Below are 22,617 nucleotides of genomic sequence, written 5' to 3' on the forward strand. Positions count from 1 at the left end.
ATGACGCAGACAAGTCATGCTGGAACGCCTGATTACTGAATACGAACCCAGGTCTGGGTGCGACCGAAAGGCCCGAACGAGCCCCGGACATCGAGCTTTTTGCCGTCTTCAATCGGCGTCATTTTCAGCGTGTAGTTTTTCCCGTTTTCAGGGTCCAGAATCTTGCCACCTTCCCACACGTCGCGGCCTTCGGCTTTTTTGGCACCACGAATGATTTCAAGGCCGATGATGGGTTTGTCCTTGCGCTCGTCGCTGCATTGAACGCACACATCCTCGGGCCGGGCGTCCTTGAGCAGGCGCTTTTCAATCTTGCCGCTCAAGCCAGCCGGCGTCTCAAGGATGCGGATTTCAGCTTTGGCTTCGCCCGTCTTGTCATCGCTGCTGCGCCACAGGCCCACCGGCGTGTTCTGGGCCATGACGCCCAAGGAAAACGCTCCCAAAAGCATAGCTGTCACTGCACGTTTCATATGCGCTCCCGCGTTAAATGATCAAAAAATCAAGCCAGTGCCGCGTCGGTATCCATCAGCGCTCGGCTGCCGCTGCGCGCGGTGCGCATCAGCGTAGCAGTTTCAGGAAACAGCTTGGCAAAGTAAAAACGCGCCGTCTGCACCTTGGCCAGATAGAACGGGTCAGGATTGCCGGCAGCGATTTCGCGCAGCGCGGTTTGCGCCATGCGCGCCCAGAAGTAGCCAAACACCAGGTGACCGGCCACACGCAAATAGTCAACGGCGGCGGCGCCCACTTCGTCCGGATTCTGGAAGCCCTTGAAACCCAGTTCGGTGGTGAACTTGGTCATCTGGTCGGCCAGGTAGGCCAGCGGGTTGATAAATTCGGCCATCTTCTCGTTTACGCCTTCTTCAGCGATCAACGCGCCCACGATCTTGCCGAACTTCTTCAGCGTCGCGCCGTTGTTGCCCAGCACCTTGCGGCCCAGCAGATCGAGCGACTGGATGGTGTTGGTGCCTTCATAGATCATGTTGATGCGGTTGTCGCGCACAAACTGCTCCATGCCCCATTCCTTGATGTAGCCGTGGCCACCGAACACCTGCATGCAGGCATTGGTGGCAATGTGGCCGTTGTCGGTCAAAAAGGCTTTGACGATGGGCGTGAGCAGCGCGACGATTTCGCCCGAATCCTTGCGGACTTTTTCGTCCGGGTGATGCAATTCCTTGTCGAGCAGCAGCGTGCAGTAAACAGCCAGCGCCCGGCCCCCTTCGGCATAGGCCTTGGCGGTCAGCAGCATCTTGCGCACGTCTGGGTGAACGATGATCGGGTCAGCCGGCTTGTCCTTGGCTTTGACGCCCGAAAGTGAACGCATCTGGATACGGTCTTTGGCGTAGGCCAGCGCGTTTTGGTAGGCGACTTCGGTCAAGCCCAGCGACTGGTTGCCCACGCCCAGACGGGCTGCGTTCATCATCACGAACATCGCGGCCAGGCCCTTGTTGGGCGCGCCGACCATCGTACCGACGGCGCCGTCAAGCACGATTTGTGCGGTGGCATTGCCGTGAATGCCCATTTTGTGCTCCAGGCCGCCGCAGTAAATGCCGTTGCGCGAACCGACCGAGCCGTCTTCATTGACGTTGAATTTCGGCACGATGAACAGGCTGATACCCTTGCTGCCCTGCGGCGCGTCCGGCAAGCGGGCCAGCACCAGATGCAGGATGTTCGGCGTCATGTCATGCTCGCCGGCGCTGATGAAAATCTTGTTGCCGGTCAGCTTGAACGTGCCGTCGGCTTGCGGCTCGGCCTTGGTGCGCAGCATGCCGAGGTCGGTGCCGCAATGCGGCTCGGTCAGGCACATGGTGCCAGTCCACTCGCCGCTGACCAGTTTTGGCAGGTAAAGCTTTTTCTGCGCGTCGGTGCCGTGGGCATGCAGCGCTTCATAAGCGCCGTGCGACAGGCCGGGATACATGGTCCAGGCCTGATTGGCCGAGTTCATCATCTCGTAGAAGCACTGGTTGACCACGAAAGGCAGGCCCTGGCCGCCGTATTCCGGGTCACAGCTCAGCGCGGCCCAGCCGCCCTCCACATACTTTGCGTAAGCTTCCTTGAAGCCCTTGGGCGGCGTGACTTCATGGGTGGTCTTGTCGAGCGTGCAGCCTTCCTCGTCGCCGCTGATGTTCAGGGGAAACGTCACTTCGACGGCGAACTTGCCGCCCTCTTCCAGCACGGCGTTGATGGTGTCGGCGTCGATGTCGGCATGCGGCGGCAAGATTTTCAGCTCATCGGTGACCTTGAGCACTTCGTGCATGACAAACTGCATGTCGCGCAGGGGCGGGTTGTACTGGGGCATGGTAATCCTTGGGCGTTAAATGGCGTCGATTGACGTCAAGCGGGGTGGGAAGAAGATTTCGACGAAAATTTTTTCGGCGATGCAGAAACTGAATCAGCGGCGATAGGTGCTGGCGCCGTGGCGGCAGGGCTGCCGTAACGCGCCAAAATGTTGGCAAAACCCGTGTTGGCGCGGGCAATCGAGCCGGGTGTTCTCAAGAAGCGGGCCTCGTAGTGCAGCGCCAGAATCAGGCCGTGAATCTCAAAGGCAATCTGGTGTTCGTCGGCATCCGGGCGCAGCTGGCCGGACTCCCTGGCCTGCACGACGGCGCGGGTCATGGCGGACAGCCAGATGCGCACCGAGTCAGCCAGGGCGTCACGCACCGGGCCGGGACGGTCGTCAAATTCAACCGCACCGCTGATGTAGATGCAGCCCGAATCAATTTCGACCGACGTGCGGTTCATCCAGTTGTGAAACATGGCCTGCAGGCGGGGCAAGCCGCGCGGCTGCTTGAGCACCGGAAAGAAAACCTCTTCCTCAAAGCGGGCGTGGTATTCACGCACCACGGAAATCTGCAGTTCTTCACGCGCGCCAAAATGGGCAAACACGCCCGACTTGCTCATGTGCATGACTTCGGCCAGCGCGCCAATGCTCAGGCCTTCCAGGCCGATCTGCGTTGCCAGGCTGAGGGCCGCATCAACAATGGCCGCCTTGGTTTGCTGGCCTTTTTGCGCACTTTTGGATGCGCCCCTCCCCAAGGAGGGGCGGGCGCTTTGGACGGAAGGTGAACTGACGGGCATGGATGAGGCTGATAAAAGAACGATCGTGCTATTTTGCAGCAATTTCATCGCATGCGGGCGATTGCCCCTAAATCTTGCTAGAGTTCATGCTCTAACCGAATCAAGGGTTTACCCTTCGTTTTTAAAAGCTTGCCCTTCAGGCGTTTTTGAAACTGGCGTCTTTTTGACGGCCAGTCGGGGGCGTGGCGCCACCCGCGTCATCTCTTCGCGCAGCATGTCCACCAAAGCCGTTGCGGCAGGTGAAAGACTGCGATAGCGCCGGGTCACCAGCCCGATGGGACGGGAAATGTCAGGTTCGACCAGAAGGCGGCGCACCACGCCGGGCTGCGGCGCACCACGCCGGGCTGCGGCGCTACCGCCGCCGCCAGTTCGGGCAACGCGGCAACCCCCAGCCCGCAAGCGACCATGGCGGTGATGGTGGCCAAATGTTCGACCTCGTAGGTCGGCGCAAAACGCAAGCGGTGCTCCAACAGTGCAGCGTCTGCATACTGACGTACGCTGGCGGGCAGCGGCATCGAAATGTGCGTCAGCGCGGCCACCTCAATCCAGCGCAGCGGCCCGTGCGCCTTGGCCAACGCATGGCCGGGCGGAATCAGCAAGACAAAGCCATCTGAAGCGAGCGGCTGGTAGTCGAGGTCGGCATAAGCGGGATTGGCTGCCGTCAGCGCGAAATCCACCTGGCCGGCGCGCACCAGGTCAAAGGCCGGGCCTGACAGCGTGTCCACGATGCGGAACTGGATGCCGGGGTGCCGTGCGCTGAAACGCGCGCACGCAGCCGGCACCACGGTGGCAGCCAGTGAAGGCAGCGCGGCCAGTGTCACCTTGCCCGACTGCAGTTCCACCACATTGCGAACCGCGCGCACCGCCTCGTCAGTCTGGGCGCGCAGCAGCAGCGCCTGCTCGGCAAACACCTGCCCGGTCGCCGTCAGCTGCACATGGCGCGTGGTTCGGTCGAACAGCCGCACCGCCAGTGTTTCTTCCAGCCGCGTGATGACGCCGGAAACGGCTGACTGCGACAGGTTGACTTGCGCAGCAGTACGGCGAAAGCTCAGGGTGGCGGCCAGGGCCAGAAAAACATCGAGTTCGCGGAGTGACCAATTGATCTGCATAACGAATCAGTTTATCCATAAAAACGTTTGGACAGCGCAATGCCCGCCTCCTAGACTCGCCTGAAAACCACCTCTGCCCATTTTGCAAAAAGGACCTCTTTTGAACCTGCTTCCCTCCCATCCCAAAAACGTCCATGCCGTGGTCGTCGGCGGCGGCACCATGGGGGCCGATGTGGCCGTCGTGCTGGCGCGCGGTGGCTGCCGCGTGACGGTGATTGATCCAGGCAAAGCCAAGCGCGCGGCATTGCAGGCGCATGTAAGGCAAGGCTTGACGCCGCTTGGCCTGGAACGCCGCGCAGACCAGGTCAGGGCCGTGCCCGACCTGTCATCTGTCGCCTGGGACGACGTGGCGCTGGTGGTGGAATGTATTCCTGAAAATCTGCCGATGAAGCAGCAACTGTTTGCCGAACTGCTGACGCATGCGCCGGCTTCCGCCGTTCTGGCCAGCAACAGTTCGAGCTTTCCGATCAGCGCCATTGCCCAGGGGCTGGCGTCGCGCCAGCGCATGCTGGGACTGCACTTTTTCATGCCGGCCCACTTGGTGCCACTGGTGGAAGTGGTGTGCGGGCCGGACTCCAGCATGGCACTGGCCGACAGCCTCTGCGCCTTCATGCGCGGTTGCGGCAGCGTGCCGGTGCTGGTGCGCAAGGACAAGCCCGGCTTCCTGGCCAACCGGCTGCAGCATGCGCTGGCACGCGAAGCTTTTGCCATGATCGACGAAGGTATTGCTACGCCGGAGGACGTGGACGCGGCCGTGCGGTTCGGCTTCGGCTTTCGCTACCTGGCCGCAGGGCCGGTGATGCAGCGTGACCACGCCGGACTCGACGTGCACTGCGCCGCTGCCGCCAGCATGTACCCCAGCCTTTCCAGCACCACCGTGCCGGCCCAGGTGCTGCAGACGCATGTCGATGCCGGCAGGCTGGGCATGAAGACCGGAGCCGGTTTTTACGAATGGCCCGAAGCGCGTCGCCTGGCGGAGCGCGCGCGTTATGACCGCCTGCTGCAGCAGGGGCTGGACTTGCTGGCCGATGAACTTCCGCAACTTGACAAAACCTTTTGACCCTTCACGCCATGACTATTGAGCCTCTCATCATCACCGTGGCGCCCAACGGCGCCTACAAGCAAGCCCATGACCATGCGGCCGTTCCACTCACCGCCGCCAGCCTGGCCAGCACCGCCAAAGCTTGCCTGGATGCGGGCGCTGCCATGCTTCACCTGCATATTCGCGACGCGCAAGGCCGGCACAGCCTGGACGTAGAGGGCTACCGCAATGCCTTGCAGGTCGTCAAGGCAGCCGTGGGCGACGCCATGGTGCTGCAAATCACCAGCGAAGCCGCCCGCGTTTACCAGGCCCCGCAACAAATCGCCATGGTGCAGGCGCTGCGCCCTGAAGCTGTGTCGGTCTCGTTGCGCGAACTGGACCAGCCCGACATCGGCGACGCCGGACTGGCGGCATTTTTTGGCGAGCTGGCGCGCGAGCGGGTCATGACGCAGGTCATCCTGTACGACGTGGCCGACCTGCAGCGCTGGCAAGCCCTGCGCGAACGCGGCGTGATTCCCGAAGCGCCCTGGTTTTTGCTGTTTGTACTGGGCCGCTACACCACCGGCCAAACCTCCAGTCCGCGCGACGTGGTTCCTTTTGTCCATGCCCACACCGGGCCAGAGCCTTGGGCGGTGTGCGCGTTCGGCGCCACCGAACATGCCTGTGTCACCGCTGCTGCTGCCCTGGGCGGCCATGTGCGGGTGGGTTTCGAGAACAACCTGCAGCTTAAAAACGGCCAGACCGCGCCCGACAACGCGGCCTTGGTCGGGCAGGCCAGAGAAGCGGCCTCCAGCCTGGGCCGTCCGCTGGCCAGCGCGCACGACATTCGCCAGCGCTTCGGTGCAGCCTGAAACCCATCCCCAATAACGACAACGACAACGACAACGGAGACAACATGAAACGCACTGCTTTTCTGAAACTTGGCGCCACATTAGGCGCTACCGCAACGCTCGCCCTGCTGATGCCACTGGCCAGCCATGCGCAGGACAACTACCCCAGCAAAAACATCCGCTTCGTGGTGCCCTACCCGCCCGGTGGCCCCACCGACCTGATGGCCCGGCTGCTGAGTCTGGAACTGCAAACCCGGCTGGGTGTCACGGTCATCGTGGACAACAAAAGCGGCGCCGGCGGCAATCTGGGCAGCGCCGAAGTCGCCAGGCAGTCGCCGGCTGACGGCTACACCCTGCTGCTGGCGGCCAGCGGCCCGATGGCGGTCAATTCCACGCTGTTTCGCAGCATGTCCTTCAATCCGCTGACCGACCTGGCGCCCGTGATCCAGATTTCGGCGTTTCCGCTGGTGCTGGAAGTCAATCCCAAGCTGAACGTGAAAACGGTCAAGGAGCTGGTGGCGCTGGCCAAAACCAACAAGCCGGACCTGAGTTTTGCCTCGGCGGGCAACGGCACACCACAGCATCTGGCGGGCGAGCTGTTCAACACCCAGATGGATATCAAGATCGCCCACATTCCTTACCGGGGCGCAGGCCCGGCGCTGAACGATCTGCTGGGCGGCCAGGTCAATGTGATGTTCGATGTGCTGGGCAGCTCCCTGCCTTACATCCAGACCGGCAAGCTCACCCCGCTGGCTGTGACCTCAGCCAAACGCAGCGCGTTGTTGCCCAATGTGCCCACCATGGCCGAAGCTGGCGTGGCCGGTTATGAATTCACCGGCTGGCACGGCGTTGCCGTTCGCGCCGGTACGCCCGCACCCATCATCGACAAACTCAACAGCACACTGAACGCCATTTTCAAGGAACCCGAGTTTCACAAAAAATGGGAAGCACTGGGAACGCCCGTGGTGGGAGGCACCCCGGCACAGTTCGGCGAATTGATCAAAAAAGAAACCGTGCGACTGGGCAAAGTGGTCAAAGACTCGGGCATCACACTGGATTGAGCTTTCAGTCTCGTGCCGCCTTGAAGCTGCACGGGACTGCCAATCAACTCCTTATTTGATAGCTGCTCACGCAGGCGGGCATTGCGCAAGCGCCTTTTTTAATCATTAATGCTGGAGTGCTGGCCAAAAACACCCAGCCCCCAGACACGCTCAGTGCGAGCGGATCATCGTTCCGTAGGCCTTGTCGGTCAGGATTTCGAGCAGCATGGCATGCGGCACACGCCCGTCGATGATGTGGACGGCATTGACGCCGCTTTTGGCCGCATCAAGCGCGCCTTCTATTTTGGGCAGCATGCCGCCTGAAATCGTACCGTCGGCAAACAGCTCGTCAATCTCACGTGCCGTCAGATCGGTCAGCAACTCGCCGGCCTTGTTCAGCACGCCCGGAATATTAGTCAACAACACCAGCTTTTCAGCCTTCAATACGGTCGCCAGTTTGCCCGCCACCACGTCGGCGTTGATGTTGTAGCTTTCGTTGTTTTCACCAAAACCAATCGGGCTGATGACCGGAATGAAAGCGTCGTCTTGCAGCGCCTTGACCACGCTGGGGTCGATGCTGACGATCTCGCCGACAAAGCCAAGGTCGTGCTCGGCGCTGGCGTCGTCTTTGTCGGGCATTTTGAGCTTTTTCGCACGGATCAAGCCGCCGTCGCGTCCGGTCAGACCCACTGCCTTGCCACCGGCCTGGTTGATCAGGCCCACGATGTCTTGCTGCACCTGGCCAGCCAGCACCCATTCGACCACTTCCATGGTTTCGTCGTCGGTCACGCGCATGCCCTGGATGAAATGGCCTTTCTTGCCGAGCCGGTTCAGCGCCGTTTCAATTTGCGGGCCACCACCATGCACCACCACCGGATTCATGCCGACGAGCTTGAGCAGCACCACGTCTTCGGCAAAGTCGGCCTGCAGCGCCGGATCGGTCATGGCGTTACCGCCATATTTGATGACCAGCGTCTTGCCATGAAACTTGCGGATGTACGGCAGCGCCTGCGCCAGGATTTCAGCCTTGTCGCGCGGGCCGATGTGGGACAGGTCGGGGTCGGAAGAAGAAGAGTCGGTCATGGTGCTTGCATTCGGGAGTGGGAATCTGCAAATTGTGCCGCATTGGCGTGGCAGGTCACTGCCAACAGTGCCGGAGCGGCGCATCGATTTTTACAAAGCCGGCAAGTCCATGTGGTGTGAGGCAAATAACGGCGGGTTCTGACACGAATGTGCGGGCGTTTAACTGCCCGCTTGAACCTGCGCCAAACGGTTGGGTTCAGGGCAATAGCCCTGAACCAGCTGCTTCAAAATGTCCTTCATCACAGCTTCATTGTTCTGGACGGCAGCTAGCCGCATGTTCACCAGCACCAAGGCCAGCTCAGGCCATTGAACAAAGTCTTCATGCGCTTTCATGATGCGTTCGTGCGCAGTCGCCTCGGGGTTGTCGCCAATCAGCAGCTCTTCGTAGAGCTTTTCTCCGGGGCGCAGGCCGGTAAACAGGATTTCTATATCTCCTTCAGGATTGCGTGCATCGCGCAGTGTCAGCCCGGAAAGCTGGGCCATTCGCCGGGCCAGATCAACGATCCTGACGGGGCTTCCCATGTCCAGAACAAACACATCGCCGCCCTGGGCCATGGCGCCGGCCTGCAGCACCAATTGGGCGGCCTCGGGAATCGTCATGAAATAGCGCGTGACTTCCTCGTGCGTGACGGTCAGCGGCCCGCCGTCGCGCAGTTGTTTGCGAAAAACCGGCACCACGCTGCCACTGCTGCCCAGCACGTTGCCAAACCGCACCATGGCGAATACGGTGTGGTTGGGTACTTCGACACTGTAGCTGCCGTCCGGGGTGACGAAGCGCACCGATGCGCTGGCCGCCAGCGCCTGCAGCACCAGCTCGGCCATGCGTTTGGTGGCCCCCATCACATTGGTGGGCCGAACCGCTTTGTCGGTGGACACCAGAACGAAGTGGGCAGCTCCGCTTTCCATGGCGGCGCGGGCCATGTTCAGGGTGCCAAAAACGTTGTTCAGCACGCCTTCGGACGGGTTGCTTTCAACCAGTGGCACGTGCTTGTAAGCGGCCGCGTGGTAGACAGTGGCAGGTCGGTAAAGCTGGCAGATTTCCTTCAGGCGGCTGAAATTACCGACGCTGGCGAGCAGGGGAACGATTTCCACCGGCAACGCATGCTCGGCGCACAAGCCCTCCAGCTCACGGTGAATGGTGTAGAGGCCGAACTCGTTGTGTTCGACCAAGACCAGCTGGCGCGGCCTTTCAAGCGCGATCTGGCGGCACAATTCACTGCCAATGCTGCCGCCCGCGCCGGTCACCAGCACCGTCTTGCTGGCCAGATTTTTCGCCAGCAGGCTGGAGTCGGGCGGCACCGGCACCCGGCTCAAAAGGTCTTCAACGTCCAGCTCCTGAAAGTCCTGAATCGTCACCCGGCCCGACGCCAGATCCACCATGCCCGGCAAGGTGCGAACGTGGACCGGCAAGCCCCGCAAGCTATTGATGATTTCGTTGCGACGGGCGCGCTCCAGCGAAGGCATGGCCAGCAAAATATCGGTCACGCCCATGCGCTCGACGGCCTCAACCACCGCGCCGGGCGTCATGATGTCAACGCCGTTAATGCTTCTGCCGGCTTTGCTCTTGTCGTCGTCAATAAAGCCCAGCAGCACAAATTGACGGGATATTGCCAGGGCGGAGGCCGTCTCTACACCGACCTCACCCGCGCCATAGATCAGCAACCGGCCGGCAGCCTGACGCGCCTTGCTCGACCAGCCTGCCAGCCAGAAACGCGCCAGGGCGCGTGTGGTTCCCACCAGCAGCAACAAAAGTAAAGGTTGAATCAACCCCAAAGTACGCGGCACGCCATCCCACTTGAACCACAACAGTACCAAAAAAAACAGCAGCGTATAGACGCACACTGCTTTGGCCGTGGTAGCCAGGGCCGCCATGCCGGTGTAGCGAAAAATGGCGCGGTACAAGCCAAACCGGATGAACACGGGAATCGCCAGCAAAGGCGCTAACAGGTAAACATAGGCTTGCTGGGCCTGCGGCGCCCCCGTCTGGTCGATGCGCAAATAAAAAGCCATCCAGACTGAGGCCAGCGTCATAGCCCAGTCGAGCGCAATAACCACCACGCGCTTGGCAGGGCGAGGCAATGCCAGCAAGGGGGTTACGACTGATTTATTAAATGGCATTCGAGCTTCTTAAATTGGCCCATGAAGGCCTAAAACGAGTCCTGACAAACCGCATCAATGAGTCACGCCATCGCGCCTGAGCACTTTCACCAACGTCAGCCACAGGATCCGGATATCGAACCCCAGCGACTGCCGCTGAAGGTATTGGGCATCCAGTTTCACCTTGTCAGGAATGGGCAATTCGTCGCGACCATTGACTTGCGCCCAGCCCGTCAACCCCGGCACCAATTCATGCACACCACGCTGTGTTCGCAATTCAATCAGGTCATGCTGGTTGAAAAGCGCAGGCCGAGGCCCGACAAAGCTCATGTCGCCGACCAGAATGCTCCACAACTGCGGCAGCTCGTCCAGGCTGCTTTTCCTTAAAAAGCTTCCAATCGGTGTGAGGTGCGACCTGGCATCGGCCAGCAGGTGCGTGGCCACAGCAGGCGTGCCCACCCGCATGCTGCGGAACTTCGGCATTTTGAATATTTTGTTGTGGCGTCCGACGCGGTCTGACCAATAGAGGGCGGGGCCAGCAGAAGTCAGCCGTACCGCCATTGCAACCAGCAATACCGGCACGGCCAAAACCACCGCTGCAGCCAAAGCCAGCAATAAATCAAAGATTCGCTTCAAGTCCATACCCTTCTGCTGCTTTTTTCAAGCCCTGATCCAGCGTGAGGGGCGGACGCCATCCCAAGAGCTGGCGCGTCTTTTCAATATCTACTTGCAAAGACCCGCACAAGCGCTGCGCCACATCCTGCTTGCCCACCATCTTCGCCGCCAGTTTGAGCCAACTGGCCGGCACAGGAATCAAACGCGCCGGGCGGTTCATGGCCTGACCCATACGGCGCAAGAGTTCGGTCGTGGAAACATCTTCGCCATCAGACACCAGAAAAGTCTGATTGGCGGCAGTAGGATGAGTAATGCAAGTCACGATCAAATCGACCAGATTGCCAACCGCCACCAGGCTGCGCTGGTTGTGAATGCCGCCCAATGGCAAGGGCACACCGCGTTGCAGCCAGCGCATCATCGCGGCAAAGTTGGCTTTGACACCGGGGCCATAAACCAATGGCGGACGGATGATGACGACTTCCATGCCCGTCTGCACAGACAACTCACGCAAGCCTTGCTCGGCTTCCCTCTTGGAAATGCCATAGGGATCCAAAGGCGCTGGCGTAGCGTCGGCCGTGAACGGATGGCCAAGCTGCGTTGATTCGCCATTCACCTTGATGGAGCTGATAAACACAAACCGCCGCACACCCGCTACAGCCGCCTGGCGGGCCAGGTTCAAAGTGCCTTGCACATTGACGTGGCGAAACTCCTCCAACGGGTCGGTGGCCGTATCGGCCATGACATGGACACGGGCTGCCGCATGCACGACAACGGCGATTCCAGCCAGCGCCGACTGCCAGTCGCTTTGCTCACCCAAACCTTCCTGGACTTGTCGCTCGACCCCGGCGGGCAAGACACACGGGCTGCGTACCGCGCCTCGCAGCGTCATGCCACACGCCAGCGCCTGTGCGCACACGGCTCGCCCCAAAAAACCATTGGCCCCTGTGACCAGCACATGCAGCGACATCATGAACGAGGCCCGCCAAGCAGGCTCATGGCCAGGCACGACAACGCAAACAGCAGCTTGTCACGCCCACGCCGGCGGCATTGCCCGCCATGACAAGCCAGCCAAAACAAGCCCGCCCGCCCGCCACCCGACCAGCGCTTGACGAAAGCGTCATCGCCCAAACCGACCAGATCAGCAATCAAGGCCGACTGCGCCAAACCCCAGCCGCCCAGCACCTTGCGCGCACGGTGGCGCCAGGCGCGCCAGCCTTTGTTGACGCCGACCTGGTTGTTCGCGTGCTGGCGGTACAGCATGCCCGCGTAGTCATCAATCACCCAGCGGTAACCGTTCGCACGGGCAAAAGCATAAGCAAACCAGTCATGCAGGCCGACCTGCTGCACCTCTGCCCATCGGGTTCTTAGTAAATCCTGAACGGCACAGGCTAACTCTTTTCGCATGACATAGGTGCACCCCGGCCCCGCAGCTTCAAATAAGAAATCCCATTGAACTTGCTTTTGCGCTTTTTCAATTAAAGCTTTGCGACCGTTCGGCCAAAATGCCAAAACGTTACTTGAATAGGCGTACGATCCAGTGCTTAACAGCGTCTCATGCGCACGTAATAGTTTCTCTTGAGGCCAAATATCATCTTGGTCTGCAAAACTCACATAGTCGAAGTCAGCAAAGTCCACATCGCGTAGCAGTCTATAAAAATTCGGTCCCGCACCACCAAAACGCTGACCCACAGGCAGCAATGTCAAACGTGGTTCGGACAGCGCCCATTCGGCAAGGAAATCTTCAGTCCCGTCTGTTGACTGATCCACACTGATGAATATCCGAAGATCAACATTCCTCTGAAGCAAAATAGATTCAATTTGCTCCGCGATGTAGGCCATGCCGTTATAAGCGGCCAAGCACACCGCAATACGCAGTTTTTTTTCTTCAATCACCATCAAATATTTCCTGCTTTGTCATTTCGATCAAGGCTGTTCTGCGGGGCAGAGGTCAAACCATCGATCAAAATACCCCACAAACTCGCCCAGTCAGCGGCAAACGGAGCTTTTGGGTTGGCACGGTGATTTCCAGTTGGTTGCCATGTTTGATCCACCATAGATTCCATGAGATCGGCTAGGCTTTCTGCGGATTCGGCTGGAAAAAAACTCACAAGATCGTAGGTTCCGACTGTTTCCCGCGCATACGGGAGGTCGGCTACGAGCAGCGGCCGCTTTTGTGCTTTAGCTTCGGTAATGGGCAACCCCCAGGTTTCCAGCTTACTCGGAAACACCACCGCGGAAGCCTCACGGTATTGCGTAACCATCTCATCTTTGTTCTGTCGGCCTATAAATCGGACTTGCGCCGTCTTTCCGTACATGGTCAGTAGCCAACGGGAATATCGATTTTCGCTGCCATCAAGCGTCAACCGTACCTCGAAGTCACTAATGCCACGAGAAGCCAGTATCTGAGCAGCTTTGCACAATGTCTCGATATTTTTAAAGACCCGTGGCAATGCAGGATAGATGAATACAAATGTCGATCCTGGCGTCGGGGTGGAAGCGCGTTCGTCAATCCGCATGGATGGGTGAGCGACAACGATCGGAAGTTGTCCCATACGCCTTATGAACTCAGAACGCAGCCAGTCTTGCTGCACGATAACGCAGTAGTTGCGACGAATAAACACGCGGTACAGTAAAGCGTAAAGCTGATTGAATGCAAGAAACGATGGGTCCTGTATCGCCTCTCGCAAACTAATGCGGTAAAAAGGTGATGAATTGTGACAATAGACCGCTTGGCGCACAGCATGTAAACGCGGAGTTATATCGTGCAAAGATAGCCACAAATTAGGCTTCAGTTCATGCGCAATTTTCCTAAATCCGAACCACTCCCAGTACAACCTATTTAACCAGGATTTTTTTGAACTCGGAATCGATATCAGACGAACTCGCGGCTCTTTAATAAGATCAGCACTATTTACTAAAGCGACTATTTCCCATTCGGCTGGGAGAACAGTCGCTGCAGACGCAAGACACTCACGTAAAACAGTGAGTGGACCACCCTCTGTGAGATTTACTGCCGAAACAACGATGCGCAGCATATTTATATTATTCCTCACATTTATTTACATACATCAAACACATAAATTGCGTCAACCCAATCGCCTGAAAAAATTGAATTCGGCAGTATCGCGCGTGTTACTGGCGAATTTCGTCGGTGATAGTACTGTTTCCAATAGCCATACTAATCAGGACATAGACTTATTCGTTTAGTTGCACTTTATAGCCGACGCGGACGGGCTGCGATGAAAAGAGACTTTCTGAGAGAGTGATCTCAGACGCGGATGCTTCGTGTTCCATTTAAAAAATATCATGATTATGATCGCCAATGAAGGCGCGGATTCTAGTCAAAAAGCCATCCCCGATCGAAACATTCTCCAATGAACCAATATGCATAAGATCATTCAATCGAACATTTTTCCAAAACTAATACATCCATGACTACCAAAAGTATCGACACACACTAAATAGCCACGTATGAAGTTTTTCCAAATATTATTGCATCTCGATTACGTAAGAATATTGGCAACCTAATCAAATTATCATCCTTTAAAAATAAAGGCATTAATACGACGAGCATCAAATATGATGCTTATAAGAACTCATGGATATTTATTTTTGAAAAATTAGGTACCATGCAATTTGTACTCCTATTTTTTTACCCAATTACCCCCATTAAACGCCCTATTTTATTATATCCGAAGTAGTAATGAATCGACGTCAAAAATAAAATCATAGTTCCAGAATAATAACCTGTTCCTCGAACGTATATTTCCAACACAAAAGTCACTATCACGCAACAGGAAAAAGTATACGCAGGCGCAGAATACAATCCATTAGCTATAGCTCTTAGTCTTACTGCAACCTTCCCTATAAATAAAGAAATCCCGCCAATGATTATCATACCTAATATCCCAAACTCAGACACCACTTTCGCCAATAAAAAACTCCCATCATTTTGGTTTAAATCGCCTCCACTAAGGCGATAAATAGCTTCTGCAGTTGGAACAGAAGTTGGCTGTAGACCTAGTTGCTGAAACCCAAATCCCCAATAATTTGTCAGCTGCATTGATTCCTTAACAAGCTCCCATCCTTGCAAATATACTAAGGTTGAAAGATTGGTGTTTTCACCAGTAAAATCCAGGCGCTCGACGAAGTAAGACAAATCCAGCGTTGAGCCAGCGATAAATATAACAACAATTAAAAATGGGAAAAAAGCTAAACGAACACACACCAAGAAAACTATAAAGCATCCGACCATCATCGTTAGATTCTGAACCAAGTAAGCCAAAATAACGCTTGCGAAAAGGATTAAATAACGACGCCAGCCATTTGAAGTCACACACGCAAACATTAAAAATGGTAAGAATGTGAGGGCAAAATGCGACGGCTCAGAAAATGGAAAAACAGCCTTATTAACACCAAAAATGTTACTCGGATAGATGTTTGAAATAGATACTAATAATATAAAACCCATCAAAAAAAATACACTCCAACAAACTGTATTAACATTTTTTGAACTCGAACCAAAGAAGGATATCGATAAAGCCACTGCTCCAAAAAATAAAATAAATAACAAAACTAGGGAAGTCATAGCCTTCCATAAACTTACTGAAAAAACAATATCTGCGAATATGAGATGATCAATAATGATTCCAGCACAAAAGAGCAAGAGAATCAGATCAGATTTGTAAATATTTAACGACTCGCTTTTAACAGGCAGCGACACTGCAATTGCCAGCAAAGCGGCTAGCGCTGCCCCTATGGCTAACGAGCTCAGGTTTGCCACAAGAAACAACGCAGATGGCAGGAAAATTACCGCATAAAACCCAATGTTTCGCTTTAAAATCATTTCGACACTTTTCGCGCCCGCAGCTGACTGAATACGCGGCTCCATCCCACCTGTACTGGAACGAGGAGGCGCCCAACAAGTCCACCCGCCACATACCAGACCACACCGGCCGAACGCACCCGTCCGGAAAGCAAGCGCTCGCAGTAGGCCGTGGTTAGCTTGCGCCATAGACGCGCATCGACCAGGTTGTTAGTGAGGTAGCGACCCCTTAACTGCAGCGCATGTGCTTGGCAAAACCGCAGTAGCGGTGTATCCACCTCAAGAAAATCGGCATTGGGTTGCTCAATGGCTTGCTGAATCATCGGCATTTCCTCAAGCAAACGGACGAAACACCTCACTCCCGGCGAATTCAAGTAAAAGAGGAAGGTAGGTACGAAGTGGTCTAGTGAACCGTCGCCAAAGGAAAACTCACTTTGAGAATAAGGGCCGATCAGCAGTGGAAAGTCAAAATTAACACCCTTGACCATATTTATGCGGCTACATAGCGCAGCCATCAGGTGCGGGCTATCGTGCTTGGGGATCAGTGTGTCATTGATATACAGCACTCCGTCGTACCCTCTTTCAGAGAAGTACAAACTGGCCTCACGGTAGCAAGAGAAGTCGAAGTAAGTGTCGTCAACTTTGCGGCAATCGTCCAGACGCAGACCCAGCGATTCGCACAGCGCGCGCACTGCAGCAGGCGTCAATGAGCTAGACGCTGCCACCAGCGCCAGTACGTCGAACACGGCACCAAGACTGGCCTGTAACTGCAGGACGCGGTTCACTAACGGACGCAGATGGCGTGGGTCGTATAGAACCAAACATAGTCCAAATTTTCCAGAAATTTGAGTCATATTGACTTAAAAAAATATTGCCTTTTGTTAGCAGAGAGGTATCAAGTTGGCGCGCCACAATTATGTCTTGGTGAGTGATTGCTAAGTTTTTCCACTAAATTCAAAAAACTCTACCATTTTGGCGAAAGAATGAGCAGCCATAACTGAGTTTCGAATAGTTTTATATCGACTACTATATCTTTTAAAAAAATTTCTTATCAGTACTTATTTTGATTATTTAAATAAAATAAAATTTATAATAAATTATATTCTTGAGTAAAATACTTTTTTACCCAGATAAAGCAATGCAAAAAGATCAACTATTACTCTTGATGTCCAAGCCAAAGCGGCACCCATCAGCCCTGCGTATTTAAGACAAATAAAAAGCAAAGGAACATAAAAAACAAATTCAAGTAAATGCAATTTGGCAGTTGCATGAGCCCTACCTTTTGCCTGAATAGCAGCGAAAGGCACACTTGCAACTCCATTAAAAATTAATCCAATAGCCATAATTACAACAATTTTCCAGGAATGCTCTGCAAAATCTAGTCCAAGCCACAGTGCCATACCCCACTTTGATCCAAGCGCGATAATAAGGCAAGTTGGAACAAGAATTGTCATGATTATTTTTAAGCTATTTTTATACAACCTATCAGCTTCTTGAATGTTTGTTGTCAGGAGCGAAGCAAGCCGAGGAAATAAGGCAGCAGTCAAAGCGCTAGGTACGATCAGTACACGAATTAACAATTCAAAAGGCACCGTGTAATACGCAACCACAGTGGCACCAAGTACTCCTGAAATAATAAATCGGTCTGCGGTCACCATTAGCGGACTAATAATATTGGAGATGGTCATCCAAGCGCCAAACGAAAGGAGGGCCCGCATGTCTTGCTTATTGAACTTAGCGAACATCCATCCTGCAGGCATTTTCAGGTGGACTAGCCAAGCATGCGCAGCTAATACGATCAAGCGCGCGATGATTAAACTCGCCACCATCCACACCAACGAAGTACCGATAAACATGACGCTTAATGCCGGCAAAGCGAAATTTGCGGATCCCAGACAGATACGTAACAGATTGACGCCCTTGAAGTCTTCAAATCCTTCTAGAATACCTCGGAACCCGGTGGTAACGGTTGTTAATGGAATTCCAATGCTCGCAACAAGTAAGGCCTGAACGGTATTCGGTTGCAGAGTAATACTAATTTTTAACCAATGAAGAGCAAGCGGTTTAGCCAGAAAAGCAAGTAAGATGCCTCCTACTAACCCGGTGACTGCCGTGAACCACAAGCCTGTTTTTATCAAACTTGGCAAATGCGAATTCTGCTGATTCCCCCTAGCTACCGAGACCTGCTGGGTAAGGGCACGACCTAAACCGAAGTCAAAAAGGCTAAAGTAGCCTATCAGCGCCCAAACTAGCGTAAGAATTCCAAAAGCTTCGACACCGATATTTTTCAGTAGATAAGGAATGGTTACAGCACCGAGCAGGAGAGGCAATCCTGTTCCCACGAGATTCCAAATGGTATTGCGTTTGAGCGACACTATGCAGCTTCAGGTTAAGTCCAGGCGTCTACCCTGAAGATCTTTGGCTGATAGTTGGGGAACGTCAATTTCATAATGTTTCAATCGCCAGTCAATAGCAATACTGGGGTCATCCCACGCAATGCAGCGCTCATGCGCGGGCGCGTAGTAGTCGGTGGTCTTGTACAAAAATTCTGCAGAGTCGCTGGTCACCATAAACCCGTGCGCAAAGCCTGCGGGTATCCAGAGCTGTTTGTGGTTTTCTTCGCTCAGTTCCATGCCCACCCACTGGCCGAACGTGGGCGAGCTTTTGCGAATATCCACCGCCACATCAAACACCGCACCGCGCACCACGCGCACCAGCTTGCCTTGGGGTTGCTGGATTTGGTAGTGAAGTCCGCGCAGCACGCCCTTGGTGCTGCGGCTGTGATTGTCTTGTACAAAGTTGAGCTTCAGCCCGGTGGCTTCGTTGAAGGCTTTCTGGTTAAAGCTTTCATAAAAGAAGCCGCGCTCATCGCCGAACACTTTGGGTTCGATGACAAGCACATCAGCAATGGAAGTCGGCGTGACTTTCATGACGGGCTTGCTTCTGTCAGCAAACGCTGCAGGTATTGGCCATAGCCATTCTTGGCCAGCGGCCGGGCCAGCTTTTCAAGTTGCTGGGCATTGATGAAGCCGTTGCGAAAGGCGATTTCCTCGGGGCAAGCGATCTTCAAACCTTGCCTGCGCTCCAGCGTAGCAATGAACTGGCCGGCTTCCAGCAGGCTGTCATGGGTGCCGGTGTCCAGCCAGGCGTAGCCGCGCTGCATCATTTGCACACTGAGCTGATTTTGATCAAGGTAAGCCTGGTTGACGGCGGTGATCTCCAACTCGCCGCGCGCGCTGGGCTTGACGGCCTTGGCAATGTCCACCACTTGGTTGTCGTAGAAGTACAAGCCAGTAACAGCGTAGTTGCTTTTGGGCTTGAGGGGTTTTTCTTCAATGCTGCTGGCTTTGCCGGTTTTGTCGAACGCCACGACGCCGTAGCGTTCGGGGTCTTGCACGTGGTAGGCAAATACGGTGGCGCCGCTAGGCTGGCGGTCTGCGCTGGAGAGCAGGTTGACCAGGTCGTGGCCGTAAAACAGGTTGTCTCCCAGCACCAGGGCGCTGGGGTGATTGCCGACAAAGTCTTCTCCAATCAGGAAAGCTTGCGCCAGGCCGTCGGGGCTGGCTTGCACGGCGTATTGCAGGCTCATGCCCCACTGGCTGCCGTCGCCCAGCAGCTGCGTAAAGCGCGGCGTGTCTTGCGGGGTGCTAATGATGAGCACGTCTTTGATACCTGCCAGCATCAAGGTGCTGAGCGGGTAATAGATCATCGGCTTGTCGTACACCGGCAGCAACTGCTTGCTGATCGCCAGGGTGGCCGGATGCAGCCGGCTGCCGGAGCCGCCAGCGAGGATGATGCCTTTGCGTTGGGTCATGATGATTTTTGGGTTCAGGTTCAAAGCGTTTCGGCCAGCATACGATCCACGCCCTGCTGCCAGCGCGGCAAGTACAGGCCAAAGGTGGCTTGCAGCTTGCCAGTGTCGAGGCGCGAGTTTAAAGGACGACGGGCGGGTGTCGGAAAAGCGCTGGTCGGCACGGCTGCTACCTCTTTCACTATTAATTTAATAGCTGTCTGCGCACGTGCTGCGTGCGCAAGCACGTGTTTTGCGTAAGAATTCCAGGTGGTTTCGCCGCTGGCGGCCAAGTGGTAGAGCCCGGCATCCTGCGGATGTTTTAGCACCTGGCGGATCGCATGCGCGCTCACGTCGGCCAGCAGCTCGGCGCCGGTGGGCGCGCCCCACTGGTCGTCAATGACGGTCAGGCGCTCGCGCTCTTGCGCCAAGCGCAGCATGGTCTTGGCAAAATTGCCTCCACGTGCGGCGTAAACCCAGCTGGTGCGAAAAATCAGGTGCTTGGCACATGCGGCCTGGATTAGCCGCTCGCCTTCTAATTTGGTTTGGCCATAGACGCTGAGCGGCGCAGGCGTATCGGTTTCAAGCCACGGCTGGGCGCCGCTGCCGTCAAACACGTAGTCGGTGGAGTAATGAACCAGGCAAGCGCCGAGTTTGCTGGCCTCTTGCGCCAGCACGCCGGGGGCCAGGGCGTTGATCGTACGGGCCAGTTCGGGCTCGCTTTCGGCTTTGTCAACGGCCGTGTAGGCGGCGGCATTGACGATCAGGTCAGGTCGCAATGTTTGCACGGTCGCGGCCAGTCCCTGCAAATCAGCCATATTTCCGCACAGATCCTGGCTATGGCGATCGAGGGCGATCAGTTCACCCAGGGGCGCAAGACTCCGCTGCAGTTCCCAGCCAAGCTGGCCGTTTTTGCCGAGTAGAAGGATTTTCATAATTCAGCCGTACCCGCGTATTGCGTCTGCACCCAGTCGCGGTAGGCGCCGCTTTGCACATTGGCCACCCACTCGGGATGGGCCAAGTACCACTGCACGGTCTTGCGAATGCCGGAGGCAAAGGTTTCAGCCGGTTTCCAGCCCAGTTCGCGCTCGATCTTGCTGGCGTCTATGGCATAGCGCCGGTCGTGGCCGGGGCGGTCTTTGACGGGGGTGATTTGCGTGCTGTAGCTGCTGGCGTCTGCCTTGGGACGCATCTCGTCGAGCAAGGCGCACACCGTGTTGACAATCTCGATGTTGGGCTTTTCGTTCCAGCCGCCGACGTTGTAGACCTCGCCCAGCCGCCCGGCCTCCAGCACGCGGCGAATGGCGCTGCAGTGGTCTTTTACATAAAGCCAGTCGCGCACCTGCATGCCGTCGCCGTAGACTGGCAAGGCCTTGCCGGCCAGGGCGTTGACGATCATCAGCGGAATAAGCTTTTCCGGAAAGTGATACGGGCCGTAGTTGTTCGAGCAGTTGGTGGTCAGCACCGGCAGGCCGTAGGTGTGGTGGTAGGCGCGCACCAGGTGGTCGCTGGCGGCCTTGCTGGCCGAGTACGGGCTGTTGGGCTCGTAGCGATGGGTTTCGGTAAAAGCTGGATCGGCGGCGCTGAGTGAGCCGTAAACCTCGTCGGTGGAGACGTGCAGGAAACGAAAGGCCGTCTTGGCTTCGGCTTCGAGTTGATTCCAATAAGCGCGCACGGCTTCGAGCAAGCGAAAGGTGCCGACGATGTTGGTCTGGATGAAGTCTTCAGGGCTGTGGATGGAGCGGTCCACATGGCTTTCAGCAGCGAAGTTCAGGACAGCCCTGGGTTGGTGCTGCGCCAGCAGGCTGGCAACCAGTTCGGAATCCCCAATGTCGCCGTGCACAAAGATATGCCGCGCGTCGCCGTCCAGCGATGCCAGCGTTTCCAGATTGCCGGCATAGGTCAGCTTGTCGAGGTTGACGACGGGCTCGTCGCACTGGGCCAGCCAGTCGAGGACGAAGTTGGCACCAATGAAGCCGGCTGCGCCGGTGATGAGAATGGTCATAAAGTGATGAATAGGCAAAAGACCCGCTAGCGGATCAGGTTGCAAATGAGGGGTTTACGCAAAAAACGACAACCCGTGATTAGAGCCTTACCTCAAGCCCAGTGACTTGCGAATGCGCAACAACTTTGCAGAGCTTGTGTCATTTTGGGTCGTATTGCGCAAAGCTTGCCGTGTAAAGATAAATAACAGTAGCGCCAAGCCCGCTGCGAGCGTTGCGCCAATCGCAATCAATCCTTTTTTAGGCTGGCTGGCCTTTTGTGGCAACGTGGGGAACTGGACTAGCTGCGCATCGGTCAAGCCTTCAAGCTGGGTTTCCAGCGTGCTGATCTGGCCTTGGGCTGCGCCGGATACGTTTAACAGTTCTGCATAACCTCGCGCCAGCTCAGCGCCCCCCTTAACACCAGCGCCCGACGATTCCAATCGGTTGAGCAGGCCCTGGGATGCATCCTGGGCGTTTTTGAGACGGACTTTTACTTCGGCCAGCTGTGCTTCAAGCCGGGTCCGCACAGAACCCTTGGGACGACTTTCCTGAAAGGTTTGCCGTAGCACGGCACTGGCGATGGCTTGCGCCTGCTGCGCCGTACGAGCAGAAACAGTCAGCGTGAGCAGCTTGTCGTTTCGCCCGACGGCCGATTTGATCTGCTGTCGCAGCTTGATGCGGGCATCTTCAACCGTGTCGTCCTTGGCCAACCCCAAAGCGTCAATGACCGGATCCAGCACAACTGCAGTGACCATCAGGCTGGCAGTGGGCTGCTCGGCCTGCAACACCGCGACGCTCTGGTAAGTTTGAGGAAGCATGAAGCCGATGCCGAGCGCGCACAAACCCACAATCAGTGAACCCATCACCAGCAACTTGACGTTTTCAGCCAAGGTGACTAACACATCCAGCAATCCAACCTCAACGTCCGCATCACTGAAACGATTTTTACCTTCTTGCATTTTTTACCTGTATCCAAATCACTGAGTTCACGGATTCTACTTGGCGCACGCAGACTCAACCATAAAGATACAAATCTCGTCCCGACACGCAAATAAGGGCTATTTAAAGTGCAGGTGAAATATTTATGAGTGCAAAAGCAGTAAATATCGAGAGAATTTGGTTTTCCTCA

At 55.9% G+C, this 22,617-nt stretch carries 20 protein-coding genes and 1 pseudogene; 3 read left to right on the forward strand and 18 right to left on the reverse strand.

From position 1 onward, the window contains the following. Nucleotides 1-32: 32 nt before the first annotated feature. The 4 genes and pseudogenes from RCH06_RS06655 to RCH06_RS06675 form a co-directional block, all read right to left on the reverse strand. A complete protein-coding gene (locus RCH06_RS06655; protein WP_327080653.1) occupies nucleotides 33-467 on the reverse strand; it encodes a DUF2147 domain-containing protein in 435 nt (144 codons plus the stop codon). Nucleotides 468-496: 29 nt separating this feature from the next. Continuing rightward, a complete protein-coding gene (locus tag RCH06_RS06660) occupies nucleotides 497-2,293 on the reverse strand; it encodes an acyl-CoA dehydrogenase C-terminal domain-containing protein (protein WP_327080654.1) in 1,797 nt (598 codons plus the stop codon). 35 nt (nucleotides 2,294-2,328) lie between these two features. Next, entirely contained in the window at nucleotides 2,329-3,072 is a 744-nt protein-coding gene (locus RCH06_RS06665) for a TetR/AcrR family transcriptional regulator (protein ID WP_327080655.1), read from the reverse strand. Nucleotides 3,073-3,180: 108 nt separating this feature from the next. Beyond that, a pseudogene (locus RCH06_RS06675) lies at nucleotides 3,181-4,181 on the reverse strand (LysR substrate-binding domain-containing protein). A gap of 160 nt (nucleotides 4,182-4,341) precedes the next feature. Here RCH06_RS06675 and RCH06_RS06680 point away from each other — a divergent pair. Genes RCH06_RS06680 through RCH06_RS06690 form a run of 3 tightly spaced genes read left to right on the forward strand, consistent with a single transcriptional unit; the run spans nucleotide 4,342 to nucleotide 7,114 of the window. After that, entirely contained in the window at nucleotides 4,342-5,241 is a 900-nt protein-coding gene (locus tag RCH06_RS06680; RefSeq protein ID WP_442799615.1) for a 3-hydroxyacyl-CoA dehydrogenase family protein, read from the forward strand. Between the two features lie 11 nt (nucleotides 5,242-5,252). Next, a complete protein-coding gene (locus RCH06_RS06685; protein WP_327080658.1) occupies nucleotides 5,253-6,074 on the forward strand; it encodes a 3-keto-5-aminohexanoate cleavage protein in 822 nt (273 codons plus the stop codon). 44 nt (nucleotides 6,075-6,118) lie between these two features. Beyond that, entirely contained in the window at nucleotides 6,119-7,114 is a 996-nt protein-coding gene (locus RCH06_RS06690; protein ID WP_442799610.1) for a Bug family tripartite tricarboxylate transporter substrate binding protein, read from the forward strand. Nucleotides 7,115-7,264: 150 nt separating this feature from the next. On the opposite strand, the gene argB is transcribed toward RCH06_RS06690, so the two are convergent. The 14 genes from argB to RCH06_RS06760 form a co-directional block, all read right to left on the reverse strand. Then, nucleotides 7,265-8,176, reverse strand: a complete 912-nt coding sequence (gene argB / locus RCH06_RS06695) for an acetylglutamate kinase (protein WP_327080659.1) — start codon at nucleotides 8,174-8,176, stop codon at nucleotides 7,265-7,267. A gap of 159 nt (nucleotides 8,177-8,335) precedes the next feature. Beyond that, nucleotides 8,336-10,294 carry a polysaccharide biosynthesis protein gene (locus RCH06_RS06700; protein ID WP_327080660.1) on the reverse strand — a complete coding sequence of 653 codons (1,959 nt, stop codon included), beginning with the start codon at nucleotides 10,292-10,294 and terminating at the stop codon, nucleotides 8,336-8,338. A 54-nt stretch (nucleotides 10,295-10,348) separates the two neighbouring features. Continuing rightward, nucleotides 10,349-10,909 carry a sugar transferase gene (locus tag RCH06_RS06705; protein ID WP_327080748.1) on the reverse strand — a complete coding sequence of 187 codons (561 nt, stop codon included), beginning with the start codon at nucleotides 10,907-10,909 and terminating at the stop codon, nucleotides 10,349-10,351. Continuing rightward, on the reverse strand, nucleotides 10,893-11,858 hold the full coding sequence (locus RCH06_RS06710) for a UDP-glucose 4-epimerase family protein (RefSeq protein WP_442799611.1): 966 nt from the start codon (nucleotides 11,856-11,858) through the stop codon (nucleotides 10,893-10,895). Before RCH06_RS06710 ends, RCH06_RS06705 begins: the two co-directional genes overlap by 17 nt. Continuing rightward, on the reverse strand, nucleotides 11,855-12,784 hold the full coding sequence (locus RCH06_RS06715) for a glycosyltransferase (protein ID WP_327080661.1): 930 nt from the start codon (nucleotides 12,782-12,784) through the stop codon (nucleotides 11,855-11,857). Before RCH06_RS06715 ends, RCH06_RS06710 begins: the two co-directional genes overlap by 4 nt. Next, nucleotides 12,784-13,923, reverse strand: coding sequence for a glycosyltransferase (locus RCH06_RS06720; protein ID WP_327080662.1), 1,140 nt, complete (start codon nucleotides 13,921-13,923; stop codon nucleotides 12,784-12,786). Before RCH06_RS06720 ends, RCH06_RS06715 begins: the two co-directional genes overlap by 1 nt. A 617-nt stretch (nucleotides 13,924-14,540) precedes the next feature. Beyond that, entirely contained in the window at nucleotides 14,541-15,779 is a 1,239-nt protein-coding gene (locus RCH06_RS06725; protein WP_327080663.1) for a hypothetical protein, read from the reverse strand. Next, a complete protein-coding gene (locus RCH06_RS06730) occupies nucleotides 15,731-16,567 on the reverse strand; it encodes a hypothetical protein (RefSeq protein WP_327080664.1) in 837 nt (278 codons plus the stop codon). The genes RCH06_RS06725 and RCH06_RS06730 overlap by 49 nt, the downstream gene beginning before the upstream one ends. Before the next feature lie 243 nt (nucleotides 16,568-16,810). Next, the gene (locus RCH06_RS06735; RefSeq protein ID WP_327080665.1) at nucleotides 16,811-18,088 is read right to left on the reverse strand and encodes a flippase; all 1,278 of its coding nucleotides are present in this window, start codon (nucleotides 18,086-18,088) and stop codon (nucleotides 16,811-16,813) included. A gap of 9 nt (nucleotides 18,089-18,097) precedes the next feature. After that, complete coding sequence (gene rfbC, locus RCH06_RS06740) at nucleotides 18,098-18,643, reverse strand: dTDP-4-dehydrorhamnose 3,5-epimerase (protein WP_327080666.1); 546 nt, start codon at nucleotides 18,641-18,643, stop codon at nucleotides 18,098-18,100. Next, nucleotides 18,640-19,527 (reverse strand): glucose-1-phosphate thymidylyltransferase RfbA, encoded by an 888-nt coding sequence (gene rfbA / locus RCH06_RS06745; protein ID WP_327080667.1) that lies wholly within the window; start codon nucleotides 19,525-19,527, stop codon nucleotides 18,640-18,642. The genes rfbC and rfbA overlap by 4 nt, the downstream gene beginning before the upstream one ends. Nucleotides 19,528-19,547: 20 nt before the next feature. After that, nucleotides 19,548-20,438 (reverse strand): dTDP-4-dehydrorhamnose reductase, encoded by an 891-nt coding sequence (rfbD, locus tag RCH06_RS06750; protein WP_327080668.1) that lies wholly within the window; start codon nucleotides 20,436-20,438, stop codon nucleotides 19,548-19,550. Beyond that, nucleotides 20,435-21,508, reverse strand: coding sequence for a dTDP-glucose 4,6-dehydratase (gene rfbB, locus RCH06_RS06755; RefSeq protein WP_327080669.1), 1,074 nt, complete (start codon nucleotides 21,506-21,508; stop codon nucleotides 20,435-20,437). The genes rfbD and rfbB overlap by 4 nt, the downstream gene beginning before the upstream one ends. An 87-nt stretch (nucleotides 21,509-21,595) precedes the next feature. Continuing rightward, nucleotides 21,596-22,447, reverse strand: a complete 852-nt coding sequence (locus RCH06_RS06760) for a hypothetical protein (protein WP_327080670.1) — start codon at nucleotides 22,445-22,447, stop codon at nucleotides 21,596-21,598. Between the last annotated feature and the right edge of the window lie 170 nt (nucleotides 22,448-22,617).

The sequence above is a fragment of the Polaromonas sp. CG_9.5 genome (assembly GCF_035984465.1).
GTDB lineage: Bacteria > Pseudomonadota > Gammaproteobacteria > Burkholderiales > Burkholderiaceae_C > Polaromonas.

Excerpts from the sequence above, each read along its gene's own strand:
- RCH06_RS06655 (WP_327080653.1), bottom strand. The coding sequence starts at position 467 with ATGAAACGTGCAGTGACAGCTATGCTTTTGGGAGCGTTTTCCTTGGGC.
- RCH06_RS06660 (WP_327080654.1), bottom strand. The coding sequence starts at position 2,293 with ATGCCCCAGTACAACCCGCCCCTGCGCGACATGCAGTTTGTCATGCAC.
- RCH06_RS06665 (WP_327080655.1), bottom strand. The coding sequence starts at position 3,072 with ATGCCCGTCAGTTCACCTTCCGTCCAAAGCGCCCGCCCCTCCTTGGGG.
- RCH06_RS06680 (WP_442799615.1), top strand. The coding sequence starts at position 4,342 with ATGGGGGCCGATGTGGCCGTCGTGCTGGCGCGCGGTGGCTGCCGCGTG.
- RCH06_RS06685 (WP_327080658.1), top strand. The coding sequence starts at position 5,253 with ATGACTATTGAGCCTCTCATCATCACCGTGGCGCCCAACGGCGCCTAC.
- RCH06_RS06690 (WP_442799610.1), top strand. The coding sequence starts at position 6,119 with ATGAAACGCACTGCTTTTCTGAAACTTGGCGCCACATTAGGCGCTACC.
- argB (WP_327080659.1), bottom strand. The coding sequence starts at position 8,176 with ATGACCGACTCTTCTTCTTCCGACCCCGACCTGTCCCACATCGGCCCG.
- RCH06_RS06700 (WP_327080660.1), bottom strand. The coding sequence starts at position 10,294 with ATGCCATTTAATAAATCAGTCGTAACCCCCTTGCTGGCATTGCCTCGC.
- RCH06_RS06710 (WP_442799611.1), bottom strand. The coding sequence starts at position 11,858 with ATGATGTCGCTGCATGTGCTGGTCACAGGGGCCAATGGTTTTTTGGGG.
- RCH06_RS06715 (WP_327080661.1), bottom strand. The coding sequence starts at position 12,784 with ATGGTGATTGAAGAAAAAAAACTGCGTATTGCGGTGTGCTTGGCCGCT.
- RCH06_RS06720 (WP_327080662.1), bottom strand. The coding sequence starts at position 13,923 with ATGCTGCGCATCGTTGTTTCGGCAGTAAATCTCACAGAGGGTGGTCCA.
- RCH06_RS06725 (WP_327080663.1), bottom strand. The coding sequence starts at position 15,779 with ATGGAGCCGCGTATTCAGTCAGCTGCGGGCGCGAAAAGTGTCGAAATG.
- RCH06_RS06730 (WP_327080664.1), bottom strand. The coding sequence starts at position 16,567 with ATGACTCAAATTTCTGGAAAATTTGGACTATGTTTGGTTCTATACGAC.
- rfbC (WP_327080666.1), bottom strand. The coding sequence starts at position 18,643 with ATGAAAGTCACGCCGACTTCCATTGCTGATGTGCTTGTCATCGAACCC.
- rfbA (WP_327080667.1), bottom strand. The coding sequence starts at position 19,527 with ATGACCCAACGCAAAGGCATCATCCTCGCTGGCGGCTCCGGCAGCCGG.
- rfbD (WP_327080668.1), bottom strand. The coding sequence starts at position 20,438 with ATGAAAATCCTTCTACTCGGCAAAAACGGCCAGCTTGGCTGGGAACTG.
- rfbB (WP_327080669.1), bottom strand. The coding sequence starts at position 21,508 with ATGACCATTCTCATCACCGGCGCAGCCGGCTTCATTGGTGCCAACTTC.
- RCH06_RS06760 (WP_327080670.1), bottom strand. The coding sequence starts at position 22,447 with ATGCAAGAAGGTAAAAATCGTTTCAGTGATGCGGACGTTGAGGTTGGA.